Genomic DNA, 20,486 nt, shown 5'->3' on the forward strand with positions numbered 1-20,486 from the left:
TGATGCGGTCTCAACGGGTCAGAGCCAGACGGCGAGCCGGTTCAAATTGTCGAAGAGCATCAGCAGACCCCTCAAAACGCCAATGCCAGGGCTCGTAACTCACACCCTGATTGTTGCCCTCGGGGAATGAAAGCGTGAAGTGGTACGACGCAGCATGGTCCTGGAGCCAGCGGAACGCCGACGTCGTTTCAAACGACTCTGAAAGGTTGGTGGCAGGTGCGTCACCATCGCCGAGATCAACGGCTAAACCAGTGCTGTGCTCGGAGTAACCGGGAGGAGCGCTGACCTTTGCACGCTCACTCGCCGTTTGATTGCGCTCTGATTTCACATCAAAAAAGATGCCCTTTTGCAACGCATGAGAGCGGTAACCACTCAACAGCCTGAGGTCAACGCCATCAGACGCTGCAGCTCGTTGCATCGAACGCAGGGCTTCAGCGGCGTCGATATGCAGTTCCAATCCGGGACCGACGAGAACCAGGTTGATCGCAGATGCTTCTGCATAAGGGAAATGGCCCAGCAAGCGGCCGTCAACGCTGGGAGCTTCTGCAATGCCATCGACCACTTGTGGCTGGGGTGAGAACCGGGTCAAAAGTGCCGGCCCCAACAAAACAACGCCGAGGCAACTACTGAACACAAGCAAACAGGCAATCCAAAGGCCAGAGCCACGGCGCCGTGAGCGTTGAGGAGGGCGGGAACGCCGTGCCACAGGAATGTCGTCCCTGCTGGTGCGGCGAGGGGCGACGGCACGAACCAAATCGATGATGCAGTGTTGTGACGATCGTAAGGGGGGGCGCCAGGGGGCTTCCACCGACTGAGGGTCAGCGGTGGTAGTTTCGAATTAATAATCCAGCGGAGTAGGGCTGAGATGCTGCGAGTTGCCGTCGTCGGGGGTGGTCCGAGTGGATCCTGTGCCGCCGAAATTCTTGCCAAGGCCGGCATTCAGACCTGGTTGTTCGAGCGCAAGCTGGATAACGCCAAACCTTGTGGTGGCGCGATCCCGCTCTGCATGGTCGAAGAATTCGACCTGCCTGACGAGATCATCGACCGCAAGGTGCGAAACATGAAGATGATCTCTCCCTCCAACCGGGAGGTGGATATCAAGCTGGATCCACTCGGCTACGACGACAACGCCTATATCGGCATGTGTCGCCGTGAAGTGTTTGATGCCTTCATGCGCAACCGTGCTGCAGACCTTGGCACCACCCTGGTGAATGGCCTGGTGCAAAAAATCGATACAGGCAACAACCGTCAAGGCCCCTACACCCTGCATTACGCCGACTACAGCGGGGGTGGTCCAACTGGGGAGCAAAAATCTCTGGAAGTCGACTTGATCATTGGTGCTGACGGAGCCAACTCCCGCGTGGCCAAGGCCATGGACGCTGGGGACTACAACGTTGCGATCGCATTCCAAGAACGCATCAAGCTCCCCCCAGAGGAGATGACTTACTACGAGGACCTCGCAGAGATGTATGTGGGCACTGATGTGTCCCCAGATTTCTATGCCTGGGTCTTCCCCAAGTACGACCACGTGGCCGTCGGAACCGGCACCATGCAGCAGAACCAATCGCTGATTAAGGGGCTGCAGAGAGGGATTCGTGAGCGTGCCAGCAAGCGTCTGTTCAAGGGCGAAGTCATCAAGGTGGAAGCTCACCCAATCCCAGAACATCCCCGTCCCCGTCGCGTGGTTGGTCGCATGGCACTGGTGGGTGATGCTGCTGGTTATGTCACCAAGAGCTCAGGAGAGGGGATCTATTTCGCAGCGAAAAGCGGACGGATGGCCGCTGAAGCCATTGTGGAAATCTCCAACAGTGGACAGCGCATCCCCACCGAGAAGGAGATCAAGTCGACCTACCTCAAGCGTTGGGACAAAAAATACGGTGCCACCTATGCAGTGCTCGACATTCTGCAGCGCATCTTCTATCGCAACGACGCTGCTCGCGAAGCCTTCGTCGAAATGTGCGATGACCTCGACGTGCAAAAGCTCACCTTCGATAGTTACCTCTACAAACGAGTGGTGATGATGAACCCTTGGCAGCAAATCAAGCTGACTCTTCGAACCCTCGGCAGTCTCGTGCGCGGTGAAGCACTGGCCCCGTCTGAATACGGTCCCGTCCCATCAGCCGTAGGACGTTCTGACGGTGATTTCCTTGCCGAGGAAGCAGCCCAAGCGATCAGGGCCCAATCCAAAGGCAAGGAAACTGAAACGGCTGGAGTGAACTAGTTGCGCCCTTCCAGGGCTTGACCGGCGACACCCTTCACCCGTTCAAGGCCCTGTTGAATCTGCTCTGGCGTCACTCCTGGTTTGACCTGCTCGGGACGATTCTTGAGGGTATTGACTGCATAGATGGCAGCACCGGCCAGGATTAAGGCAGCGAGAACGACACCAACTCCGTTGCCTCCCTGGCGGATCACAACTGGTTGTGTGACCACTGGGGAGGGTTCCCCGGCAGAGCGCTCAGAGGGATCCGACGATGCCATAGGCAAGACCATGTTCTCTCCATGACTTAGCCCGAGCTTCTGCGACTGCCAAGCGTCAGCTTTGAATCAGATCGAAACGGGCCAGAACAGATGCCTGATTACGCAGCACTCCAAGAAGATTGAGTCGATTGCGACGCAAGTCCAGGTCATCAGACATCACCATCACGCTGTCTGGACCATCAAAGAAGGCCTCCAGTGCTGGTGTGGCCTCCACAAGCGCGTCGGCAAGGGCCTGATAAGCACCCCCAACAGCCAGGGGCTCCAAGTGGGTGACCACAGCATGCATGGCTGTTTCGCTGGGAGAAGCGAAGCGACTGACATCCACAACATCCCCAGCTGCCAGCACGGAACTCGCAAGGTCCCCCTTCTCAGCAAGGCGTGAAGCACGTTGAACCACGGCCTGCAGCGCCCCGAGACGGTTCTCTTGGCGCAGACGGCTGAGCAAGCCAAGACGATCCAAGACATCAAGAGGGTCGCCCAGCAAGCGTTGGCAGCTGAGACCATCACCGGCAACCGCCTGCACCAGGTCAGGCGCTTGACCATCGTCTTCAAGTTGCGACTGAATACGCTGCCTTAACAGCAACAGCAGGTCATCCGCGAGAGCTTGCGCCTTCACCTTGAAAGCTGGGAAACGCTGTTGCCAGGCTTCCGCGGCCTCAGAGACAAGCCTAAACAGATCGAGCCGCCAACCCCTCTCCCACAGAATCTGAAGCAGGCCATTTCCCGCACGTCGCAACGCATAAGGATCGGAAGAACCACTGGGGCGTTCGCCCTTGGCAAAGATGCTGAGCAGCAATTCCAAGCGTTCTGCCAGAGCAACCACAGCACCGGCATCGCTCTGAGGAAGCACATCCCCAGCGCCACGGGGTAAATAGTGCTCAAACACAGCTTGAGCGACCTCGCGGCTTTCCCCTTCCTCAAGCAGATACTTCGCGCCCATCAGCCCTTGAAGCTCAGGAAATTCGCCCACCATCTGACTGACTAAATCGTGTTTGCAGAGGTGAGCAGCGCGTCTTGCCGCTTCAGCGGTATCGATCGGTAACTCGAGGGTCTGAAGAAGGGTGTCGGTGAGCTGCTCAATCCGTTCCGAGCGATCCAGAAGGCTGCCCAACCCGGCGGCGAAGGTCACCCTGGACAGCGACGCACGACGGTCGCCACTGCTTTGCTTGCGATCGACATTGAGGAAAAATTCTGCATCCGCCAAGCGGGCGCTCAAGACCCGTTCATTGCCACGGCAGATCCGTGCATCCGCGGCAGAAAGACCGTTCCCGACCAGTAAAAATTCAGGCAGAAGAACATCACGAGACTCCAACCTCAAGGGATCTGCTGGAACCTGAGAGCGGCGCAGGGGCACATAACGCTGATGCGACTGCATCACCGTCACGATCACCTCGGGGGGCAGATCAAGAAAGCGATCCGCGATTTCACCCTGAAGGATGCGTGGATCTTCCACCAGATCCACCAACTCTTGAAAGAGATCATCTGGGCAGTCCAGCTCCCCCTTCAAGGCAGCGGCGCGATCGTCAAGCCTGCTACGGATCAGGGCAGATCTTGCCTTGCGATCAGCCTGAACACCAGCGTCAGCAAGGGCCTTGAGATAGTCATCGGCCTCGGAAAGTTCAACGCTGCCGGGATGCAAACGGTGAGAACGGGATGTTCGACCGCTGTGGACTACAGGCTCACTAGCAGCAAGGGTGACTGGCACCACCTCGGGACCAAGCAAAGCCACCAACCAGCGCACTGGACGACTGAAGCGTTGATCCCCATCACCCCAACGCATAAAACGGCGCCCTTGCAAGCAATCGATCCAGGCAGGAATCCGCTCCGCCAAGATCTGGAGCGCCCCCTGGCCCTCGATCAACACCGTCGCAAAGACACAGTCGCCCTTTGGGGTGGGACGGACCTCTAGGGAGGTGGGTTCAACTCCGCAGCGTTTGGCAAATCCAATCGCGGCAGGACCTGGCTGGCCATCCACAAAAGCCTGAGCCACGGGGGGACCCTTCCGTTCTTCGCGGAGATCCTCCTGAACTTCGGCCAACGAATCGACCAAAACAACAAGGCGTCTTGGGGTGCTGGTGACCTGTACTTCACCATGCGCCAGTCTCAACTCGGCCAGGTCACGCTGAACCCGCTCCCGAAGCTGGGCCAGAGCCAAACGGGCAAAGTCAGCAGGCAGTTCTTCAGTACCGATTTCGAGCAGGAAGGTTGAGGCCACACCAGTCGGCTCGAGAAGCCAATGACTTTATTGGAAGCCGCTTCGCTAGCTTCGAGATACAGCGATCAGTGCGCCAGTGAGCCAGCCCAGCGTCGACGCCACCAAGAGTTCTCAGGGCGCAGGCAGCGGCAAGCTCGACATGGAAGGAATTCCGCTACCGAAGGCAGAGCAACGAAAACGAGACAGCCTCTTCCTCAAAGAGCCTCTACTAACAGAGCTGGGAAACGACCTGCCCAATTTCAGCGAAGACGCTCTACAGATTCTCAAGTTCCACGGCAGTTATCAGCAGGACGACAGGGACAAACGCGAGAAAGGCAAGGACAAGCAATGGCAGATGATGCTGCGCCTGCGCAGTCCGGGAGGCCGCATCCCCACCGCCCTGTTTTTGGCCATGAACGATCTGGCCGATCGCCTTGGCGACGGAACGCTACGTGCCACAACCCGTCAGGCGTTCCAGATGCACGGTGTGCCCAAAGCCGACCTCAAGGAGGTGATTGGCACGATTGTTCGAAACCTTGGTTCCACGCTTGCTGCCTGTGGAGACATCAACCGCAATGTGATGGCACCGGCGGCGCCTTTTGACAAAGGGGGTTACCCGGCAGCAAGACAGCTCGCCGATGAGATTGCTGATCTGCTGAGTCCCGAATGCGCCGAAGGCTCGTATTTGGATCTCTGGGTCGATGGAGACCTGAGCTATCGAATCAAGGCTGGCCGAAAGGTGAATGCGGTGCGAAAGCGCCAGTTTGAGGGAGCGGTGTTCTCAGGCGATCAGCAAGAACCTCTGTATGGAGACACCTATCTGCCACGCAAATTCAAAGTGGCGGTGACCGTGCCTGGAGACAATTCAGTCGATCTGCTGACCCAGGACATCGGCCTGGTGGTGTTCACAGACAGCAACGGTGGTCTCCGTGGATGCAACGTGTATGTAGGGGGCGGCATGGGCCGTACCCACAACAAGGAAGAGACATTCGCTCGGATCGCTGAACCGCTTGGCTATGTGGCCGCGGATCAGGTGTTGGATTTGGTGCAAAGCATCCTGGCCCTTCAGCGCGACCATGGCGATCGCAGGCTGAGGCGTCATGCCCGCATGAAGTATCTGCTCCATGACAGAGGCATCCAGTGGTTCCGTCAGGAATTAATGCGCGCCTACTTCAGCGGAGACCTGAAGCCATTGCGCAGCGAGCCCAAGCCAAAACTGAATGATTACCTGGGCTGGCATCGCCATCGCGCCGGCATGTGGTTTGTAGGCATTCCGCTGCTCTGCGGTCGGCTGGAAGGTGCTTTCAAGCAAGGCCTGAGCAAGATCGTCGAGACCTATCAACTGGAAATCCGTCTCACTCCCAATCAAGATTTGCTGCTCTGCAACATCGGGACCCCACAAAGGGCTTCAATCCGCGCTGCCCTGGAAGAACTCGGGATTAACACCCCTGACATGCCAGCACCGTTAGCCCGACACGCCATCGCCTGCCCAGCCCTACCAACGTGCGGACTCGCCATCACCGAATCGGAACGGACCCTCCCTTCTGTTCTGGAGCGACTTGACAGCCAACTCCAACGCTTGGAGATCGACAAACCGGTGTTGATCCGTATGACTGGCTGCCCGAATGGCTGCGCCCGCCCTTACATGGCTGAACTGGCGCTCGTGGGGAGCGGAGTCAACCAGTACCAGCTTTGGTTAGGCGGCAGCGCCAATTTGCAACGCCTCGCCAAGCCCTATATCCAGAAGCTACCCCTGGATCAGCTGGAGGCCGCGATTGAACCTCTGCTGTTGAGTTGGAAGGAAGCAGGTGGACGCCGCACCCTTGGAGACCATGTTCAAAAACTGGGCGATCAGGCAGTATCCGAGCTGCTCAATGCTTGATCACAGCGTCCGTAGATAGCTTCCTGTGCCCCCGAACGCCAAGCCCAGAGCTGATCTCCAAAACTGAAATGCCACCACTCATTGGGATGGCGCACAAACCCCTGCCCACTGAGCACACGATCGAGCAGACAACGGCGTTGATGGACGCAAACGGCGAATGCGTCCCGACCAGCCAATGCAGTGTTGGCGTAGTGATCCGGCTCGGAAACGGGGCCAATCGCATCAATCTCACCACCCATTTCGAGCAGATCACCATCACGTCCCGCCAGCGTCAGATCAACAGCAGCTCCTGTGCTGTGCGGCGGCGGCGTGGTTGGGTCGAGGCTAGGGGGTGCCCAGAAACGACCAACGGCATGCCGAACCTCGGCAATCGCTCGATCGATGGCCGCAGCGGATCCAGCGGTCTTGAGGTTGATGCCCAAGCGAGCACACTCTTCAGCCACGGCATGGTCAACCATGAAGGCCTGCACTGAGACTGGACGCCAAGCATCGAAGATGACAAAGCGGAGCTCCTGGTCATGCGCTTGAAGCTGCTGCTCGGCCGCGATCAAACGCCTCACCACTCCCGCCCGCAGCACAAAAGGATCTGCTCCCGGTCCGTAGGGCGCGCCTAAGCGCTGGTAAGGGTGTGGCTGGAGGCACAACAGCTCTGGGCGTAACCGCTTCAGCGGCTCGCCGCAGTCGTCGATTAGACGATCGCTCCAGGGACGCAGCACCGGACCACTTCAACTGCGTTCAAGGCTGACAGAAGTCGACAGCAGGAAGCCGTTTCCACAAGTGGACACAATTTTTCCCCAGGGTGGGTCTCATTTCACACGTCGCGAGCAGGTTGTGACGCAGGAGAGATGCTCGTAGCGATACATGTGACAACAAACCATAAAGACAATCTTGAGCTTTCAGAGCAAAGGCTCAGACATCCGACCAAGAACCCTGCACCAGAAGGGAAGCCAGCGATTCAATCTCAATCGAAATAAGAGCAGCAGCGCCAGAGAAAAACAAGCCAAAAAGCGACATTTGTCAGCGAGACCTCAAAAAAGCAGCAAAAAGGGAATAGTGAGACTCAACCGAGACTCAAGCCTGTGGAAATAAACGTGCATTAATTCAATTGACCTGAAGCGGTCATCCGAAGACGTTGATTTTCCAGCAACTGGCGCAGAACGGGGTGACGATTGAGACCAGGATCCAGATCAATCAGCCTGCTGGCCTCCTGGCGTGCCTCCTCCAGAACAGCGCCATCATCGGCAAGACTTGCGAGAGCCAAATCAGGCAACCCGGACTGGCGGGTTCCGAGCACTTGTCCAGGGCCGCGAAGGCGTAAATCCATTTCTGCTATTTCAAAGCCATCGGTGGAATGAACGAGAACATCGAGCCGTTGGCGTGCCAAAGCATTGCGGCTGTCATTCACGAGCAGACAGTGAGAAGCAGCTGCTCCACGACCAACACGACCACGAAGCTGGTGCAACTGGGCCAGGCCGAAGCGATCGGCATGATCAATCACCATCACGCTGGCCTCAGGTACATCCACACCCACCTCAACGACGGTGGTGGAAACAAGAACCTGACAATCTCCAGACGAAAACGACTGGATCACAGACTGCTTGTCTGCACTGCTGAGGCGTCCGTGTAGCAACCCAACCGAAAGATCGGGAAAGACCTCTTCTGCCAGTTCTCGATGCACATCGACGGCGGAACGTAAATCCAATTTCTCCGACTCTTCCACCAGGGGCAGCACCACATATGCTCGCTGACCGGCCTCAACCTCCTTTCGGATCAACTCATGGGCATCGTGACGCTCTGATCCGGCAATTTGACGGGTTTGGATCGGTGTCCGCCCTGGTGGCAACTCATCAATTTGACTCACATCCAGATCGCCATGCAGGGAGAGGGCAAGGGTGCGGGGAATCGGTGTCGCCGTCATCGTCAAAAGGTGAGGTTGCAATCCCTTACTGAGAAGGCGATTGCGCTGGCGAACCCCGAAGCGATGCTGCTCATCCACCACCACCAGACCAAGGCGCGAGAAGTCAACAGGGTCTTCGATCAACGCGTGGGTGCCAACCAAAATGCGCAGTGTTCCATTGGCCAGATCAGTGAGAATGCGCCTGCGGTTGGGTTTTGAAGTCGAACCAGTCAGCAACTCCACGCTGACGTGAAGTGGCATCAACCACTGACAGAGACTGCGATAGTGCTGTTCCGCCAGCACTTCAGTCGGTGCCATCAGGGCTCCCTGCCAACCGGCATCGACTGCATTCAGCAGGGAGGCGACCGCCACCACGGTTTTACCGCTGCCCACATCCCCCTGGACAAGGCGTGCCATCGGTTCGCTCTTGCCTAAGTCGCTCTCGATTTCCGCCAAAACGCGCTGCTGCGCTCCTGTGAGCTGAAAGGGCAACAAATCGAGGAAACGACCAACAAGACCGTCTCTCTGGCCAATACCCTCAAGGCTCGGAGCCTGGCGCTGACGTAAATCGGCGCGACGCTGCATCAGGCCCAGCTGAAGCAAAAGAAATTCGTCAAACACAAGCCTCCGCCTTGCCTGTTGAAGACGTTCGCGATCCACAGGCCGATGAATCCCTTGCAGGCCTTCAGTGCGGGAGATCAGATGCAGGACTGCACGTCGTTCAGGACTGAGGGGTTCGGGCCAATGCTCAGCAGCCGGAAGCACAAGCTCCACCAGACCACGCAATCGGTCGGCTGTGAGCCCATCGGTGAGGGCATAAACCGGAAGCAATCGGCCGATCTGACGTGATCGCAACGGAGAGTGAACCGTCTCCATCACCTCAATCAAAGGATCCTGAAAGCTGATCCCATAGGGGCCGGTCTTGACCAGGCCGCTAATCGCCACTGTGGCTCCTACGGGATACTGTCGGCTCTGGGCGTGCAACGCCGCTGGGTTGCTGAAGCGTTTGCCAGCGAGGAATCGAGTCACCTTCAAACGACCAGTGGGATCCTGCACTTGCAGCTCCAGGATCGACAGATTGGGGTTACGCGGACTCGTGAATCCGTGACAGCGGCGCACCGTGGCCACGATCGTTGCTGTTTGCCCGGCCTCAAGGGCGACGATGCGTCGCATCGCCGAATAGTCGACGTAATCCCTCGGGTAATACAGGAGCAAATCTCTGACCAGCAGAAGGCCGAGGGACGCCAAACGTTCAGCCAGCTTTGGTCCAATGCCCTTGACACCAGACAGCGGCAAGTCGAGAGAGAGTGAGGCTGGTGCCGTCCGGTTGGGTTGCTGGTTGTCGACTTGGTCCTTCACCCTTAATCGCGGGGGTGCCATCGGTTGCGACGGTTCCATCCGCTGGCGGAATTGATGAAGCCATTGCCGAGTGGAGGTCACCAGTCGGCGGCGAGCCGATTCAGACAGCGTCGGGTAACTGCGATAAGAAGCCGCTAAGGAGGCCAAGCGATCACTGCTATCCGCAGGGATGGGGATCGGTGGTGGTGTCGCGAGCTGACGGGTCAGAAAGTGGTGAAACCGTTCCTGTCGTCCCTGCAGATCAATGAAGCCGCGATCAGCCTCCAACGTCAGAGATGTCTGAAGAGGGTGAAGCCAGGCCTGAAGACGATTGAGCTCTGCTGCAGAGCAAGCCGGAGTCAGCTCTGGGGAGGATGGGTTGGAGGGCTGGTTGGAGGGCTGGGCCACCACTGATGCTGCACGTGTTGGGTCTGAGCACGCCGCTGCCAGTGGCGTTGCTGTCGAACCATTGTGAGCAAGCTCTGCTTCCGTTGTCGGAGCCTGCTGCGACAACGACGCAATGGCACGAGGTCGAATTCCAGTTCAGACGGGCGAAGAAGAACACAGCAGAGATCGATCAACTGGTCACCAGACCCGGTCATCGGCAAAGGGACCCTCAGACGGAGGAGATTGGAGGCCGTGGGAAGGGTGTCGACCTGGCCCGCATGCACGGCGTCAAGCAGGCTGATGGGCAGGAGGCTTGTGGTGAGACCTGCACGCAAGAGCTCAACATTGATCGCGTGAGACAGGTTGCGCAGACGACGCACGACGGCAAGATCAAGGCCGTCGAGCCAGCGCATCAGCTCCAAGGGCATCGTGGGCATGAACTCGGAACTGAGCTGATCGGAATCTGAGCCAGCTGCTTCCTCATCGCTGGGATCAGACAGGGATGAATCCTCAGACGCATCCATGGCCTGACCGGCCATCAGAAACAGCGAGCGCAACACATCCAGATCACTGCTGGCCTGGTCCGCAACGCCAAGATCACCATCCTCGTCCTGGTCTGTGGTTGGCGGAGGGTCTTCGAAACTCAGATCCAGCTCTGATTCAAGCGCCACATCCTCGTCAGAGGGTGTGAACGAAGCCTCCTCTTTCTGCTCTCCATTCACAGGAGGCAAGAGACCATCAAGAAGGGCGGGTTGATCAACAGGCGGAGCAAGGCTGAGCTGAACTGATCCGGACATCCCATCATCAGAGAAGCTGTCAGACGCCGAACCCTGTTGGTCCGTCTGATGCGCCTGGTCCGAAGACCGCTGCAAGCTCTCCATCATGGATTGTTGAGCCTGACGTCTTCGAGTCCGCTTCTCCCGATTGAGCTCCTTAGCAAGTAATTGGAGTTGTTCAATCGTGAGCAAGGAACTACAGCGTTGGATGAGCTCATCGATCCGCTGCTGGAGAGAGTGACGAGAGGGATCAGAAAGCTGATTCAAGCGAGCGTGATCAACGCTGCAGAGGAGATGCCCAAGGGCGCGATGCACCGCTGAGGGCAAGCGCTCACGCAGGAGTCTTAAATAATCAGATTGATCCGCATAAAAAGCTGGTGCCGTATCACGACACCAGCTCTGAAGACGAGCAAGCTGCTCGTCAGGGTTATATGGCAAAGCGCTTTCCTGGTCGGACGCCAAGATCAGCCTTTGGTCATTGATGCCACTTCAGTGGCGAAATCGACTTGTTCGATCTCGATCCCTTCACCCAGGGTGTAACGGGTGAAACGGCGCACCTGGACGTTTTCGCCGATCTTTCCGGCCACTTGCTTCACCAGTTCGGCCAAAGAAAGAGAGCTATCGCGGATAAAAGGCTGATCCAACAAAGCCATTTCCTTGAGTCGCTTGCCAATCCGACCCTCAACAATTCTGGCCTTCATCTGATCTGGCTTGCCCTCGAGGTCATCACGACCCATTTCGATCGACTTCTCACGGTCGACAATTTCTTGAGGGATGTCATCGGTGCTGACGTACTCAACACTTGGGCAGGCTGCAATCTGCATGGAGACATCGCGCAGTAGACCCTGGAAAAGATCGCCACGTGCAACGAAATCCGTTTCACAGTTGATCTCCACAAGAACACCAACGCGCGCACCGGTGTGGATGTAGCTGCCGATGGCCCCCTCAGCAGCGGCACGGCTCGATTTCTTCTCGGCGCTTGCAATGCCCTTCTGACGCAGCCACTCAACCGCTTTGGTCATATCGCCCTCGGTTTCCCCCAGGGCTTTTTTGCAATCCATCATTCCTGCGCCAGTCTTATCGCGCAGATCCTTGACAAGCTTGGCGGATACGGCGGCCATCGGTAGAGGGGGAAAATAGGAACAAGAAGAGCCGCCTTCCCACAAATGAGGGAGGGCGGCGTGAACAAAGAGGGAGGTGAGACTTAGCCCTGGCCGTCGTCACCACCGCGCTGATCATTGGCGCCATGGCGACCTTCGTTGATCGCGTCAGCCAAACGGCTCAACACCAACTGAACGGAGCGCACGGCATCGTCGTTGCAAGGGATCGGAACCTCACAGAGATCGGGATCACAATTGGTATCCAGCATCGACACCAGGGGGATGTCGAGCTTGCGTGCCTCCAGAACTGCATTGGTCTCGCGACGTTGGTCCACAAGGATCACAACATCGGGAAGACGACGCATGTTCTTGAGACCTCCCAGGTATTTCTGAAGACGCTCCAGTTCGCGGCGCAGAACGGCGGCTTCCTTTTTGGGGCGCATGGCGATCGCACCACTGGACTCCATCCGTTCCAGATCCTTAAGACGATCAATCCGGGCTTTCATCGTGGTCCAGTTGGTGAGCATGCCGCCCAGCCAACGTTGGTTCACATAGGAACCACCACAACGGGCCGCCTCAAGAGCAATCACTTCCGAGGCTTGCTTCTTGGTACCAACAAAAAGGAACCGCTTGCCACTGCGAGCGGCAGAGCGGACCCACTTGTAGGCATTGTTCATGCAGACAGCGGTCTGCACGAGATCGATGATGTGAACCCCATTGCGCGCGCAATAGATGTAGCGCGACATCTTTGGGTTCCAGCGACGAGTCTGGTGCCCAAAGTGGGCGCCAGCCTCCATCATCTCGGCGAGAGTGACAACAGCCATGGTGTTTAGGGTTTCGGGTTCGCCTCCACCTGTCAGGGATGGTCAAGGACCAGCACCCGAAACAGACAGGTGTGCGGTGTGAAAGAACTCAATGAATTTATCAAAAGACCGGTCAGCGCAGCCCGATTGCCTTCGCTTCACGGAACATCGCACGCACACCGATACGATTCAGGGGAAGGCGCAGCACTTCCATTGCCACGGCAGCATGGCCATGGCTAATCAGCCATTTCAGCAAAGGACGCAACGACCGTTCGTTGAGCAATCCGCCGAGGGTCAATAGCTCCCACAGGATCAGGTGGAGCCACGTGAACTGAATGATGAAACGGACCCTGCGGGTCGGATGCTTGCGAAAGAACACCAAGCCCATTTTGGCCCGTTCCTGCTCGACCCTGATCAGATCTGGAACCTGAGCAAGGCTCAAGGCTGGATGCCAGTGGTAGCCAACCGCTTCCGGGCACTTGACCAACGCCACCCCCATCTGACGCAGCCGTTCACCCAACTCGAGGTCTTCCCAGCCATAAAGGCGAAAGCCAGTGTCAAAAAGGCCTGACCGCTGCAACACCGTGCGATCAATCGCCACATTTCCCGTGGCGAAATAGGCCCAAGACAAATCCCGCAGTTTGTGGCGTTCCGTTGTTGGCTGATCGAAATTGGCCGTGTTGATCACAGCTCCGTAGGTAAAACAGAGCCGATTGCCGCTCTGATGCCAATAGCGCTGAAGAGCGCGGGCATGGCTGGATAGGAACTGCGGTGTGACCACGAGGTCACTGTCGATGAAAACGATCACATCGCCGCGTGCATGGTCAACGCCACGGTTGCGCCCTTCTGCAGGTCCGCCATGGGCCTGTTCCACCAGACGGACATGGGGGAAGCGCGCAGCCTGTTCCCTTAAACGAGAAGGGGTGCCGTCGGTCGAACCATCGTCAACGAGGACGACCTCATAATCGTCGATCTCACCGGAAGGACTCTGAGCTTCCAAAGCGACCAAACACTTTTCAAGGATCGGCCAGCGGTTGTAAGTGGGGATGACGACGCTGATAAACATCCGCGTGCAACCGGAGCGAGTGAAGGTCCAGCCTAAGGACATCAAAAAAGGGGGGGCGCAAGCCCCCCCTCAGTGCCACAAGGGCGTAGATCAGTCTGCTGCTCCACCGTTGTTGGCAGTACCGGTTACACCGTTGCCTGCACCTTCACCACGGCCATCGTTACGCATTTTGCGCTTCTTGAATTTGCGGGCGTAGGCGCGGTTGCGCTCCTGCTTTTCCTTCTTGAGGTTCCTGCGCTTGGCCATCGCGGAGTTGATAAACGATTTTGGGTGCCACCAACTTACCCAACCGAGCAGAACAATCGACCGTCTTCCATGCGAACCAGTCGATCCGCCACATCCAAAATGCGAGGGTCGTGGGTCACCATCAGAACGGAACAGGCCTGCTCACGAGCCAGGCGTTTGAGCAAATCCACCACTTCCCGCCCAGTGGTGCTGTCAAGAGCAGCAGTCGGTTCATCCGCAAGCAGAAGCTGGGGATGAGCCGCTAAAGCCCGCGCAATCGCCACTCTTTGCTTCTGCCCACCGGAGAGATCGTGAGGCAACTTGTTGAGGTGATCACCAAGGCCAACCTCCCGCAACCATTGCCTCGAGAGGTCACGCCGGGCGAGATAGGAACGATCCTTCAACAGATCTGCACCCATCTGAACATTCTGTTCGGCTGTCAGACAACGCAGCAGATTGTGGCCTTGGAAGATCATGCCGATGCGTCTTCGTAGGCGCTGACGGGCACCGCGACCGGCAGCGTTAAGCGGCTGACCAAGCACGCATACCTGCCCCTCCTGCACCTTGCGCAAGGCACCGATCAATGTGAGCAGGGTTGTTTTTCCGCAACCCGAAGGACCGGTCAGGAGCACAACCTCCCCTGGCTCGATCGTCAACCCCACCGACTGCAGTACTTGGCGACGATTGGCACCTCTGCCATACCAATGGTTCAGTCCCTCAATCGCAACAGTGCTCGCCATCAGAAGATCTCGGCTGGATCGGCATCCACAAGCCGGCGCATTGCCAATCCGGCCGACAGCATGCACATCACCAAAATCATGGTGAACACCGTGGTGGCGCGGCTGAGGTCCATGCCAACCGGAAGACGGGTGGCATCTCGCACAAACCAATAGAGAGCCTGGCCAGCCAAATATGCAGGGATATAGCCAACCAAGGCGAGAATCAACCCTTCACGAACGACAACACCAACAAGCGTTTTTAGCTGATAGCCCATCGCCATCAAGGTGGCGTATTCAGGTAAATGATCACTGACATCGGTGTAAAGCACCTGATAAACGATCACGCATCCCACCACAAACCCCATGGCAGCACCGAGGGTGAAGATGAAACCGATCGAAGTACTGCTGCGCCAGTAGTTCTGTTCAAAATCGATAAAGCCCTGCTTGGTGAGCACACGAACGTCGTTAGGCAGAAGTGCAGTCAGTCGCTCCTGCACAGCCAATGGATCCGCCGTTGGCTTGAGCCGAATCAATCCCAACTCAATGCTGCCCGGAGCTTTGTTGGGCATCAGATCCAAGAATGTCTCAGAACTCGTGAGCAAATTGCCATCAGCACCAAAACTGGTGCCAAGGGAAACCAGACCTGCCACCCTGACGCGGTTTCCACCGATCTCACTCTCAACTGTGCGTCCCTGACGAAACCATTCGGCAACAGGTCCGAATTCAGGGCGGGATAGTTGATCAAAAAGAACACGACCTTTCAAGGAAAGCTGTTGTGAATCCTGAGACAACTCAGGATTCACAAAGAATGGATCCTCTGGGTCGAATCCCAGACCAAGAATGGAGCGGGTAGAGAGGTTTTCAGGATTACGCCAAAGCATCAAACTCCAGTGGACCGGTGTAATTCCTTCGACTTGGGGATCCGCCATCGTTTGGATCAAACGCCGTTTGGGGAAACCGGCCATGCGCACCGAACTGGTGGAACGCGGACTAATCAGGACGAGATCTGCATCAAAGCGGCGATGCACTGTGACGCTCGCATCAAACAACCCGTCACGAAAACCGAGCTGCATGAACATCAAGATGCCGGCAAAACTAATGCCAGCCAAAGCAACAAACAGGCGCACTGGCTGGCGGATCAGCATCAATGACGCCAGCGGTATCCGCCTGCGGTTCCAGAAGCCCAAATTCACTGGGGTTGAAAACGAGCGATCACTTTCATCCCAGCCAGCGTTCTGACCCTTTCAGCGGAAGCCGGATCCAATGTGACGCGCACTTCCACAATCCGAGCGTCGGCATCACCCGTGGGGTCGGTCGAAAGCACCTGCCGCTGCCTCACTTGAGGACTAATGCCGATGACCTTGCCGGCGAGGTTTTGTTTGAAACCTCCATTTTCGCTTGTGAGCGTGACTCTCTGACCAAGCTCAACTCGATTGATATCCGACTCGTACACCTCGATCAAAGCTTGCATCGACTGACTCGCACCGACCTCGATCACGCCATCAGCACCTGGACGTTCCCCGGCGCGAGTGTGAATCCGCAACACCAAGCCCTCGATGGGTGCTCGCAGCTCGCTATCGGCGAGATCAGCCTCGAGTTTGCGTCGCTCCGCGCGAGCCTGCTGGAGTTGCCCTTGAAAACGAAGCAGTTCATCCCGCTTGTCATCAAGGACCACCAAGGCAGCCGCTCCAACTGAGGCCGCAAGGCGATAACGATCAACCTCCTTGCGCTGCAAACGGATCTCGGCCTGCAGCATGCGAATTCGTGCATCCACAGCCGCGACATCTGCCTGGATCTGGAGACGATTATCAAAGCGAGCAAGCACCTGGCCAACCTTGACCGGATCCCCTTCATTGACCAGCAATTCAGCCACTCTGGGGGTTCCACCAAAACCACTCACTGGGGCAGCAAGACGACGAATGTCGCCAGCAGGCTCGAGTTGGCCAAGAGCTGCAACAGCTTCAGGGGCGCGAGTCACCACAGCCGGCACGGGAGAGCGAGCGGCTTGCTGAGGTCGATTCCAAAACAACAGCCCAACGATCACTGTCAGACCAAGACCACCACTGAGAAGCAGCAGCGTCGGTCGACGTCTCAAGGCTCCGGTGGATCGTCGAAGAGCATTTCCTCGATGTAACGATCTGCCCACTCCACGCTGAAGGCCTTCTCCAGGACACGCCGGGTTTTGTCGTTGCGCTTCTGTTGGAGGCAATAGGAGAGCTGACCCTGATGACGATCGATCGTAGAAGGGGCGTCCGGGGCATCGGCGGCTGTGGTCTCAACGGCCTGACGCATCACCTCCAAAAAGTGCCCAACCTGCTCGAGGAACCAACCCTCCTCAACACTGTTCACAGGACGAATGAATCGCACAAAGGGAGAAAAAATCGTTCCCCAAGCCGGTAGCTCTCGCACCTGTTCAAAAGGTGGAAAAGTCAACGCCTCCAACGGTTGACGGATGCTGTCTGGGAGTGTGTCCCGCACAGGTGAAAGGTCAACGATGGCCGCTGAGATCCCTGCGGGACTGGCAACGATGTCTGCTCCGAAAATGGGTAGGTCGTAACGGGGATCGGGAAAGAACACGCAGTGGAGAATCTGCAGTCCTAAACCGAGCCGAGCCGTCTCTAAATGAAGCTTGCGCAGACCTCGACATTGATGCAGTTCATTGCTGATGGACAGCGAATCACCATCCAAAGTGGCTGTGACCGCCTCAAGTTCTGGGTCGACGACGAGAGGCTGAAGGCCTGTCATGGCCCCCCTACATGTCCGGATGCGCTCGGCAAGGGCATCCACCAGAGGATGAAGCTCAAGGGATGTTGACGAGGAAGGAGGCGACGGCACCGGTGCGGTTCAGCACAGAATGGGACTTTGCCACGGGATCCTGAGCCACCCATCCCACGGTCCAGAACTGACGCACCAAACGTTTGGAAACGGAAGTCGGTGCGTCTTCGCCCCCATGCCGGATGCGGGGCTGACTTGCCTTGATTTCTGGTGTCGTGCCGGCAGTGCCTTCGAACACAAGGGTGAGGAGGGTCTGGCCCATTTCCTTGAACACATGGTGTTCAAGGGAAGCCGGCAGCTTGGAGCTGGAGATTTCGATCGACGGATCGAAGCCCTTGGTGGCAGTAGCAATGCAGCCACAGGTTTCGATGACGTTCATTTCCATGTGCTCGTTCCACCAGAAGGTGCATGCGAAGCCTTGGAACTTCTGCTTGATCTCGTCCTCGAACCAGCGTTGCGCGCTGATGCCTATGGGATGGAACGCGACGTTGTCCTTGAGGAAATTGCCCAATATCGCGATCAACCCGATGAACAGGTCGTCCAGCACTTGCTGGCCTCAAGTTGCGCGAACCATCCCTACGGACGTCCAATTCTTGGTTGGGAGGAGAGTCTGCTGGCCAGCTCACCGGACACGATGGCTGCCTTTCACCAACGTCGCTATCGAGGAACGAACTGCTGCCTGATGGTGGCGGGAGCAATCCCCAAGGGGCTGGAGCAAACCATCAGCGCCAGTCGCCTGGCCTCGCTTGCGACCCAATCAGAGGATCACCCAAACGGGATCGACCAGACACTGAGCTTCCAACGTGGACGGGACACGATCCAGGTCGAGCGCTTGGAAGCAGCGAGGTTGCTGATGGCCTGGCCTGCCGCCGCCGCGGATCAACAACATCAGGTGATGGGGATTGATCTGGCCACAACACTTCTGGCCGAAGGTCGACGCAGTCGTCTGGTGGAGCGCCTACGCGAAGAACTACAGATCGTGGAATCGATCGATATGGACCTGACCACACTCGAGCAGGGAAGTCTGGTGATGCTGGAAGCCTGCTGCCCTGCTGAGCACATCAAGGAAGTGGAAGCGGAGGTCGACCGCGTGCTTCAAGAGTGCGCATCCACACCCGTTCAGGCCGCTGAAATGGAGCGGGGTCGACAGCTGGTCGGGAACGGTCTTCGCTTCAGCTTGGAGGCTCCCGGTTCTGTGGCTGGCATCGCAGGACCACAGGCGCTTTGGCGAGAACCGCAGGATCCCTTGAGGCCACTGCAAGATCTGCAGAACTGGACTGCGGCTGGCTTGCAATCCGACGTTTTCGGACAGCTGCAGGCGTCCAAGGCCTTCACGTTGGTAGCCCTGCCAGAGGAGGAGGGCTGATGGCACTGCCTGATCTGATCCTCGACCCTCTCGCCACTCCAGGAGTGCTGGCGGCAAAAGCCTTAATCCGCCACGGCAGCGCATCGGATCCAGAGGGACTGAGGGGCGCTCATCAGTTGCTGGGCTCTGTCCTGAGCCGAGGCTGCGGGCCCTACGGACCGATCCAGCTTGCAGACCTGGTGGAGGGATGCGGAGCCGGACTGCGCTGCGACACCCATGAAGATGGCCTGCTGATCAGCCTCAAATGCCGTGATGTTGATGCCGAGAGGTTGTTGCCGGTGATCGGCTGGATGCTCAGACAGCCACACCTGAGGCCGGATCAAGTGGAACTGGAGAAAGAGCTCAGCCTCCAAGCACTATTGCGCCAGAAGGAGGACGCGTTCCACCTTGCCTATGACGGTTGGCGATCTCTGGCCTACGGGTCCGGCTCCTATGCCCACGATCCCCTTGGTGTGGCTGAGGAACTGAAAGAGATCAGCCCCGACCAACTCCGATGCCTGGCAGCTCAACTCGAAGACCATGGCTCGGTGTTGGCGCTCTCCGGCACCATCCCGACCAAGCTGCTCAAGTTGATGGAGAGCCACGAAGCCTTCCAGGAGGGTGGAGCGCAGGCGATCACTCTCGCTGCATCAACGCCTCGTGGCACAAGTCTGGGAACGGAACAGGGGACCCTAAGCATCAGAGAGCAGACCACTGAACAGGTGGTGCTAATGCTCGGGCAACCCTCCCTTGCCCACGGCCACCCTGATGATCCAGGCCTTCGCCTACTTCAAGCCCACCTCGGCCAAGGCATGTCCAGCCTCTTATTCCGCCGGTTACGCGAAGACCACGGCGTTGCTTATGACGTCGGCGTGCACCATCCGGCACGGGCTGGAGCAGCACCGTTCGTGATGCATGCTGCAACCAGCACCGATCGCTCCAAGCTCTCTCTTCAGCTGCTTTTAGAAAGCTGGAATGAGATGTGTTCCAAACCTCTCGACCCCGATGATCTGCAGCTGGCGAAGGTGAAAGTTCGCGGCCAGCTTGCTCACGCCTCCCAAACCACCGGACAACGGGCGGAGCGTCGAGCCCAACTGAGAGGTCTGGGCTTACCCGATGACCACGACCAACGTTGTTTAGAGATCATGGATGCGCTTGATCCAGTCTCGATTCAACGAATCGCAGCCGAGCACCTCAGTCGACCACTGCTCAGCCTCTGTGGCCCGCAAGCCTCGCTCAGGGTTCTGGAGTCTCAGTGGGAGGCTCGGCAAGGGGAAGCTCGGCAACGCTGAGGTGGTCGTTCGGCACTAGAAAAGTGCCACGACGGAAACGGACCGCAACGGTTTCCAAGGGCTTCAGACCCACCACTTCGCCTAATTCATCAGTGGAGACAAGGTCGGGCGGTCGCAACATCGGCATTGGATCCGCTGTCTTCAGATAGGGCAACGGCCGCACCAGCCGCACCTGATCACCGATCGAAACGTCCATGCACCATGGGCAA

The 20,486-nt window shown here is 57.6% G+C and carries 19 protein-coding genes and 1 pseudogene; 5 read left to right on the plus strand and 15 right to left on the minus strand.

Going from position 1 to position 20,486, the window contains the following annotated elements; all coding sequences use genetic code 11:
• Nucleotides 1–10: 10 nt before the first annotated feature.
• The gene (locus tag DXY16_RS13495; RefSeq protein WP_115121650.1) at nucleotides 11–754 is read right to left on the minus strand and encodes a M15 family metallopeptidase; all 744 of its coding nucleotides are present in this window, start codon (nucleotides 752–754) and stop codon (nucleotides 11–13) included.
• A 111-nt stretch (nucleotides 755–865) separates the two neighbouring features.
• Here DXY16_RS13495 and chlP point away from each other — a divergent pair, with 111 nt between their 5' ends.
• On the plus strand, nucleotides 866–2,221 hold the full coding sequence (gene chlP, locus DXY16_RS13500) for a geranylgeranyl reductase (RefSeq protein ID WP_115121651.1): 1,356 nt from the start codon (nucleotides 866–868) through the stop codon (nucleotides 2,219–2,221).
• Here chlP and DXY16_RS13505 read toward each other — a convergent pair.
• Together DXY16_RS13505 and glyS are read right to left on the minus strand one after the other, a co-directional pair.
• Complete coding sequence (locus tag DXY16_RS13505) at nucleotides 2,218–2,478, minus strand: hypothetical protein (RefSeq protein ID WP_115121652.1); 261 nt, start codon at nucleotides 2,476–2,478, stop codon at nucleotides 2,218–2,220. The genes chlP and DXY16_RS13505 overlap by 4 nt on opposite strands.
• Nucleotides 2,479–2,533: 55 nt before the next feature.
• Nucleotides 2,534–4,693: a glycine--tRNA ligase subunit beta gene (glyS, locus tag DXY16_RS13510; RefSeq protein WP_115121653.1), complete on the minus strand. Its 2,160-nt coding sequence runs from the start codon at nucleotides 4,691–4,693 to the stop codon at nucleotides 2,534–2,536.
• A gap of 139 nt (nucleotides 4,694–4,832) precedes the next feature.
• Here glyS and DXY16_RS13515 point away from each other — a divergent pair, with 139 nt between their 5' ends.
• Nucleotides 4,833–6,554 (plus strand): NADPH-dependent assimilatory sulfite reductase hemoprotein subunit, encoded by a 1,722-nt coding sequence (locus DXY16_RS13515; protein ID WP_115121788.1) that lies wholly within the window; start codon nucleotides 4,833–4,835, stop codon nucleotides 6,552–6,554.
• On the opposite strand, the gene DXY16_RS13520 is transcribed toward DXY16_RS13515, so the two are convergent.
• From DXY16_RS13520 to DXY16_RS13570, 11 genes are all read right to left on the minus strand, one after another.
• On the minus strand, nucleotides 6,524–7,267 hold the full coding sequence (locus tag DXY16_RS13520) for a M15 family metallopeptidase (protein ID WP_115121789.1): 744 nt from the start codon (nucleotides 7,265–7,267) through the stop codon (nucleotides 6,524–6,526). The genes DXY16_RS13515 and DXY16_RS13520 overlap by 31 nt on opposite strands.
• Before the next feature lie 383 nt (nucleotides 7,268–7,650).
• Entirely contained in the window at nucleotides 7,651–10,200 is a 2,550-nt protein-coding gene (gene recG, locus DXY16_RS13525) for an ATP-dependent DNA helicase RecG (RefSeq protein ID WP_115121654.1), read from the minus strand.
• Nucleotides 10,149–11,414 (minus strand): hypothetical protein, encoded by a 1,266-nt coding sequence (locus DXY16_RS13530; protein WP_115121655.1) that lies wholly within the window; start codon nucleotides 11,412–11,414, stop codon nucleotides 10,149–10,151. Before DXY16_RS13530 ends, recG begins: the two co-directional genes overlap by 52 nt.
• A gap of 2 nt (nucleotides 11,415–11,416) precedes the next feature.
• On the minus strand, nucleotides 11,417–12,073 hold the full coding sequence (gene tsf / locus DXY16_RS13535) for a translation elongation factor Ts (protein WP_115015256.1): 657 nt from the start codon (nucleotides 12,071–12,073) through the stop codon (nucleotides 11,417–11,419).
• Between the two features lie 83 nt (nucleotides 12,074–12,156).
• Complete coding sequence (gene rpsB, locus DXY16_RS13540; protein WP_115121656.1) at nucleotides 12,157–12,876, minus strand: 30S ribosomal protein S2; 720 nt, start codon at nucleotides 12,874–12,876, stop codon at nucleotides 12,157–12,159.
• 112 nt (nucleotides 12,877–12,988) lie between these two features.
• On the minus strand, nucleotides 12,989–13,921 hold the full coding sequence (locus DXY16_RS13545; RefSeq protein WP_115121790.1) for a glycosyltransferase family 2 protein: 933 nt from the start codon (nucleotides 13,919–13,921) through the stop codon (nucleotides 12,989–12,991).
• Nucleotides 13,922–14,011: 90 nt separating this feature from the next.
• Entirely contained in the window at nucleotides 14,012–14,167 is a 156-nt protein-coding gene (locus tag DXY16_RS13550; RefSeq protein ID WP_006850288.1) for a hypothetical protein, read from the minus strand.
• Nucleotides 14,168–14,202: 35 nt separating this feature from the next.
• The gene (locus DXY16_RS13555; protein ID WP_115121657.1) at nucleotides 14,203–14,886 is read right to left on the minus strand and encodes a DevA family ABC transporter ATP-binding protein; all 684 of its coding nucleotides are present in this window, start codon (nucleotides 14,884–14,886) and stop codon (nucleotides 14,203–14,205) included.
• Nucleotides 14,886–16,010 (minus strand): ABC transporter permease DevC, encoded by a 1,125-nt coding sequence (gene devC / locus DXY16_RS13560; protein WP_371410924.1) that lies wholly within the window; start codon nucleotides 16,008–16,010, stop codon nucleotides 14,886–14,888. Before devC ends, DXY16_RS13555 begins: the two co-directional genes overlap by 1 nt.
• Before the next feature lie 44 nt (nucleotides 16,011–16,054).
• Nucleotides 16,055–16,960 (minus strand): HlyD family efflux transporter periplasmic adaptor subunit, encoded by a 906-nt coding sequence (locus tag DXY16_RS13565; RefSeq protein ID WP_115121659.1) that lies wholly within the window; start codon nucleotides 16,958–16,960, stop codon nucleotides 16,055–16,057.
• Entirely contained in the window at nucleotides 16,957–17,700 is a 744-nt protein-coding gene (locus tag DXY16_RS13570; RefSeq protein ID WP_170953969.1) for a phycocyanobilin:ferredoxin oxidoreductase, read from the minus strand. Before DXY16_RS13570 ends, DXY16_RS13565 begins: the two co-directional genes overlap by 4 nt.
• 115 nt (nucleotides 17,701–17,815) lie before the next feature.
• Between DXY16_RS13570 and DXY16_RS15405 the strand changes: the two are divergent.
• The 3 genes and pseudogenes from DXY16_RS15405 to DXY16_RS13580 all read left to right on the plus strand — a co-directional run.
• Nucleotides 17,816–18,178, plus strand: a pseudogene (locus DXY16_RS15405) (M16 family metallopeptidase); the annotation flags it as partial.
• A gap of 9 nt (nucleotides 18,179–18,187) precedes the next feature.
• Nucleotides 18,188–19,006 carry a M16 family metallopeptidase gene (locus tag DXY16_RS15410; protein WP_371410930.1) on the plus strand — a complete coding sequence of 273 codons (819 nt, stop codon included), beginning with the start codon at nucleotides 18,188–18,190 and terminating at the stop codon, nucleotides 19,004–19,006.
• Nucleotides 19,006–20,277, plus strand: coding sequence for a pitrilysin family protein (locus DXY16_RS13580; RefSeq protein ID WP_115121661.1), 1,272 nt, complete (start codon nucleotides 19,006–19,008; stop codon nucleotides 20,275–20,277). Before DXY16_RS15410 ends, DXY16_RS13580 begins: the two co-directional genes overlap by 1 nt.
• On the opposite strand, the gene DXY16_RS13585 is transcribed toward DXY16_RS13580, so the two are convergent.
• On the minus strand, nucleotides 20,222–20,473 hold the full coding sequence (locus DXY16_RS13585; protein WP_115121662.1) for a DUF3148 domain-containing protein: 252 nt from the start codon (nucleotides 20,471–20,473) through the stop codon (nucleotides 20,222–20,224). The genes DXY16_RS13580 and DXY16_RS13585 overlap by 56 nt on opposite strands.
• Between the last annotated feature and the right edge of the window lie 13 nt (nucleotides 20,474–20,486).

The organism is Synechococcus sp. UW105 (assembly GCF_900473935.1).
Lineage (GTDB): Bacteria > Cyanobacteriota > Cyanobacteriia > PCC-6307 > Cyanobiaceae > Synechococcus_C.

Bases quoted from the DNA above. Each gene is read 5' to 3' on its own strand.
- DXY16_RS13555 (WP_115121657.1), bottom strand. From the start codon at position 14,886: ATGGCGAGCACTGTTGCGATTGAGGGACTGAACCATTGGTATGGCAGA.
- tsf (WP_115015256.1), bottom strand. From the start codon at position 12,073: ATGGCCGCCGTATCCGCCAAGCTTGTCAAGGATCTGCGCGATAAGACT.
- DXY16_RS13515 (WP_115121788.1), top strand. From the start codon at position 4,833: ATGGAAGGAATTCCGCTACCGAAGGCAGAGCAACGAAAACGAGACAGC.
- DXY16_RS13505 (WP_115121652.1), bottom strand. From the start codon at position 2,478: ATGGCATCGTCGGATCCCTCTGAGCGCTCTGCCGGGGAACCCTCCCCA.
- chlP (WP_115121651.1), top strand. From the start codon at position 866: ATGCTGCGAGTTGCCGTCGTCGGGGGTGGTCCGAGTGGATCCTGTGCC.
- DXY16_RS13585 (WP_115121662.1), bottom strand. From the start codon at position 20,473: ATGGACGTTTCGATCGGTGATCAGGTGCGGCTGGTGCGGCCGTTGCCC.
- DXY16_RS13550 (WP_006850288.1), bottom strand. From the start codon at position 14,167: ATGGCCAAGCGCAGGAACCTCAAGAAGGAAAAGCAGGAGCGCAACCGC.
- DXY16_RS13580 (WP_115121661.1), top strand. From the start codon at position 19,006: ATGGCACTGCCTGATCTGATCCTCGACCCTCTCGCCACTCCAGGAGTG.
- DXY16_RS13545 (WP_115121790.1), bottom strand. From the start codon at position 13,921: ATGTTTATCAGCGTCGTCATCCCCACTTACAACCGCTGGCCGATCCTT.
- rpsB (WP_115121656.1), bottom strand. From the start codon at position 12,876: ATGGCTGTTGTCACTCTCGCCGAGATGATGGAGGCTGGCGCCCACTTT.
- devC (WP_371410924.1), bottom strand. From the start codon at position 16,010: ATGCTGATCCGCCAGCCAGTGCGCCTGTTTGTTGCTTTGGCTGGCATT.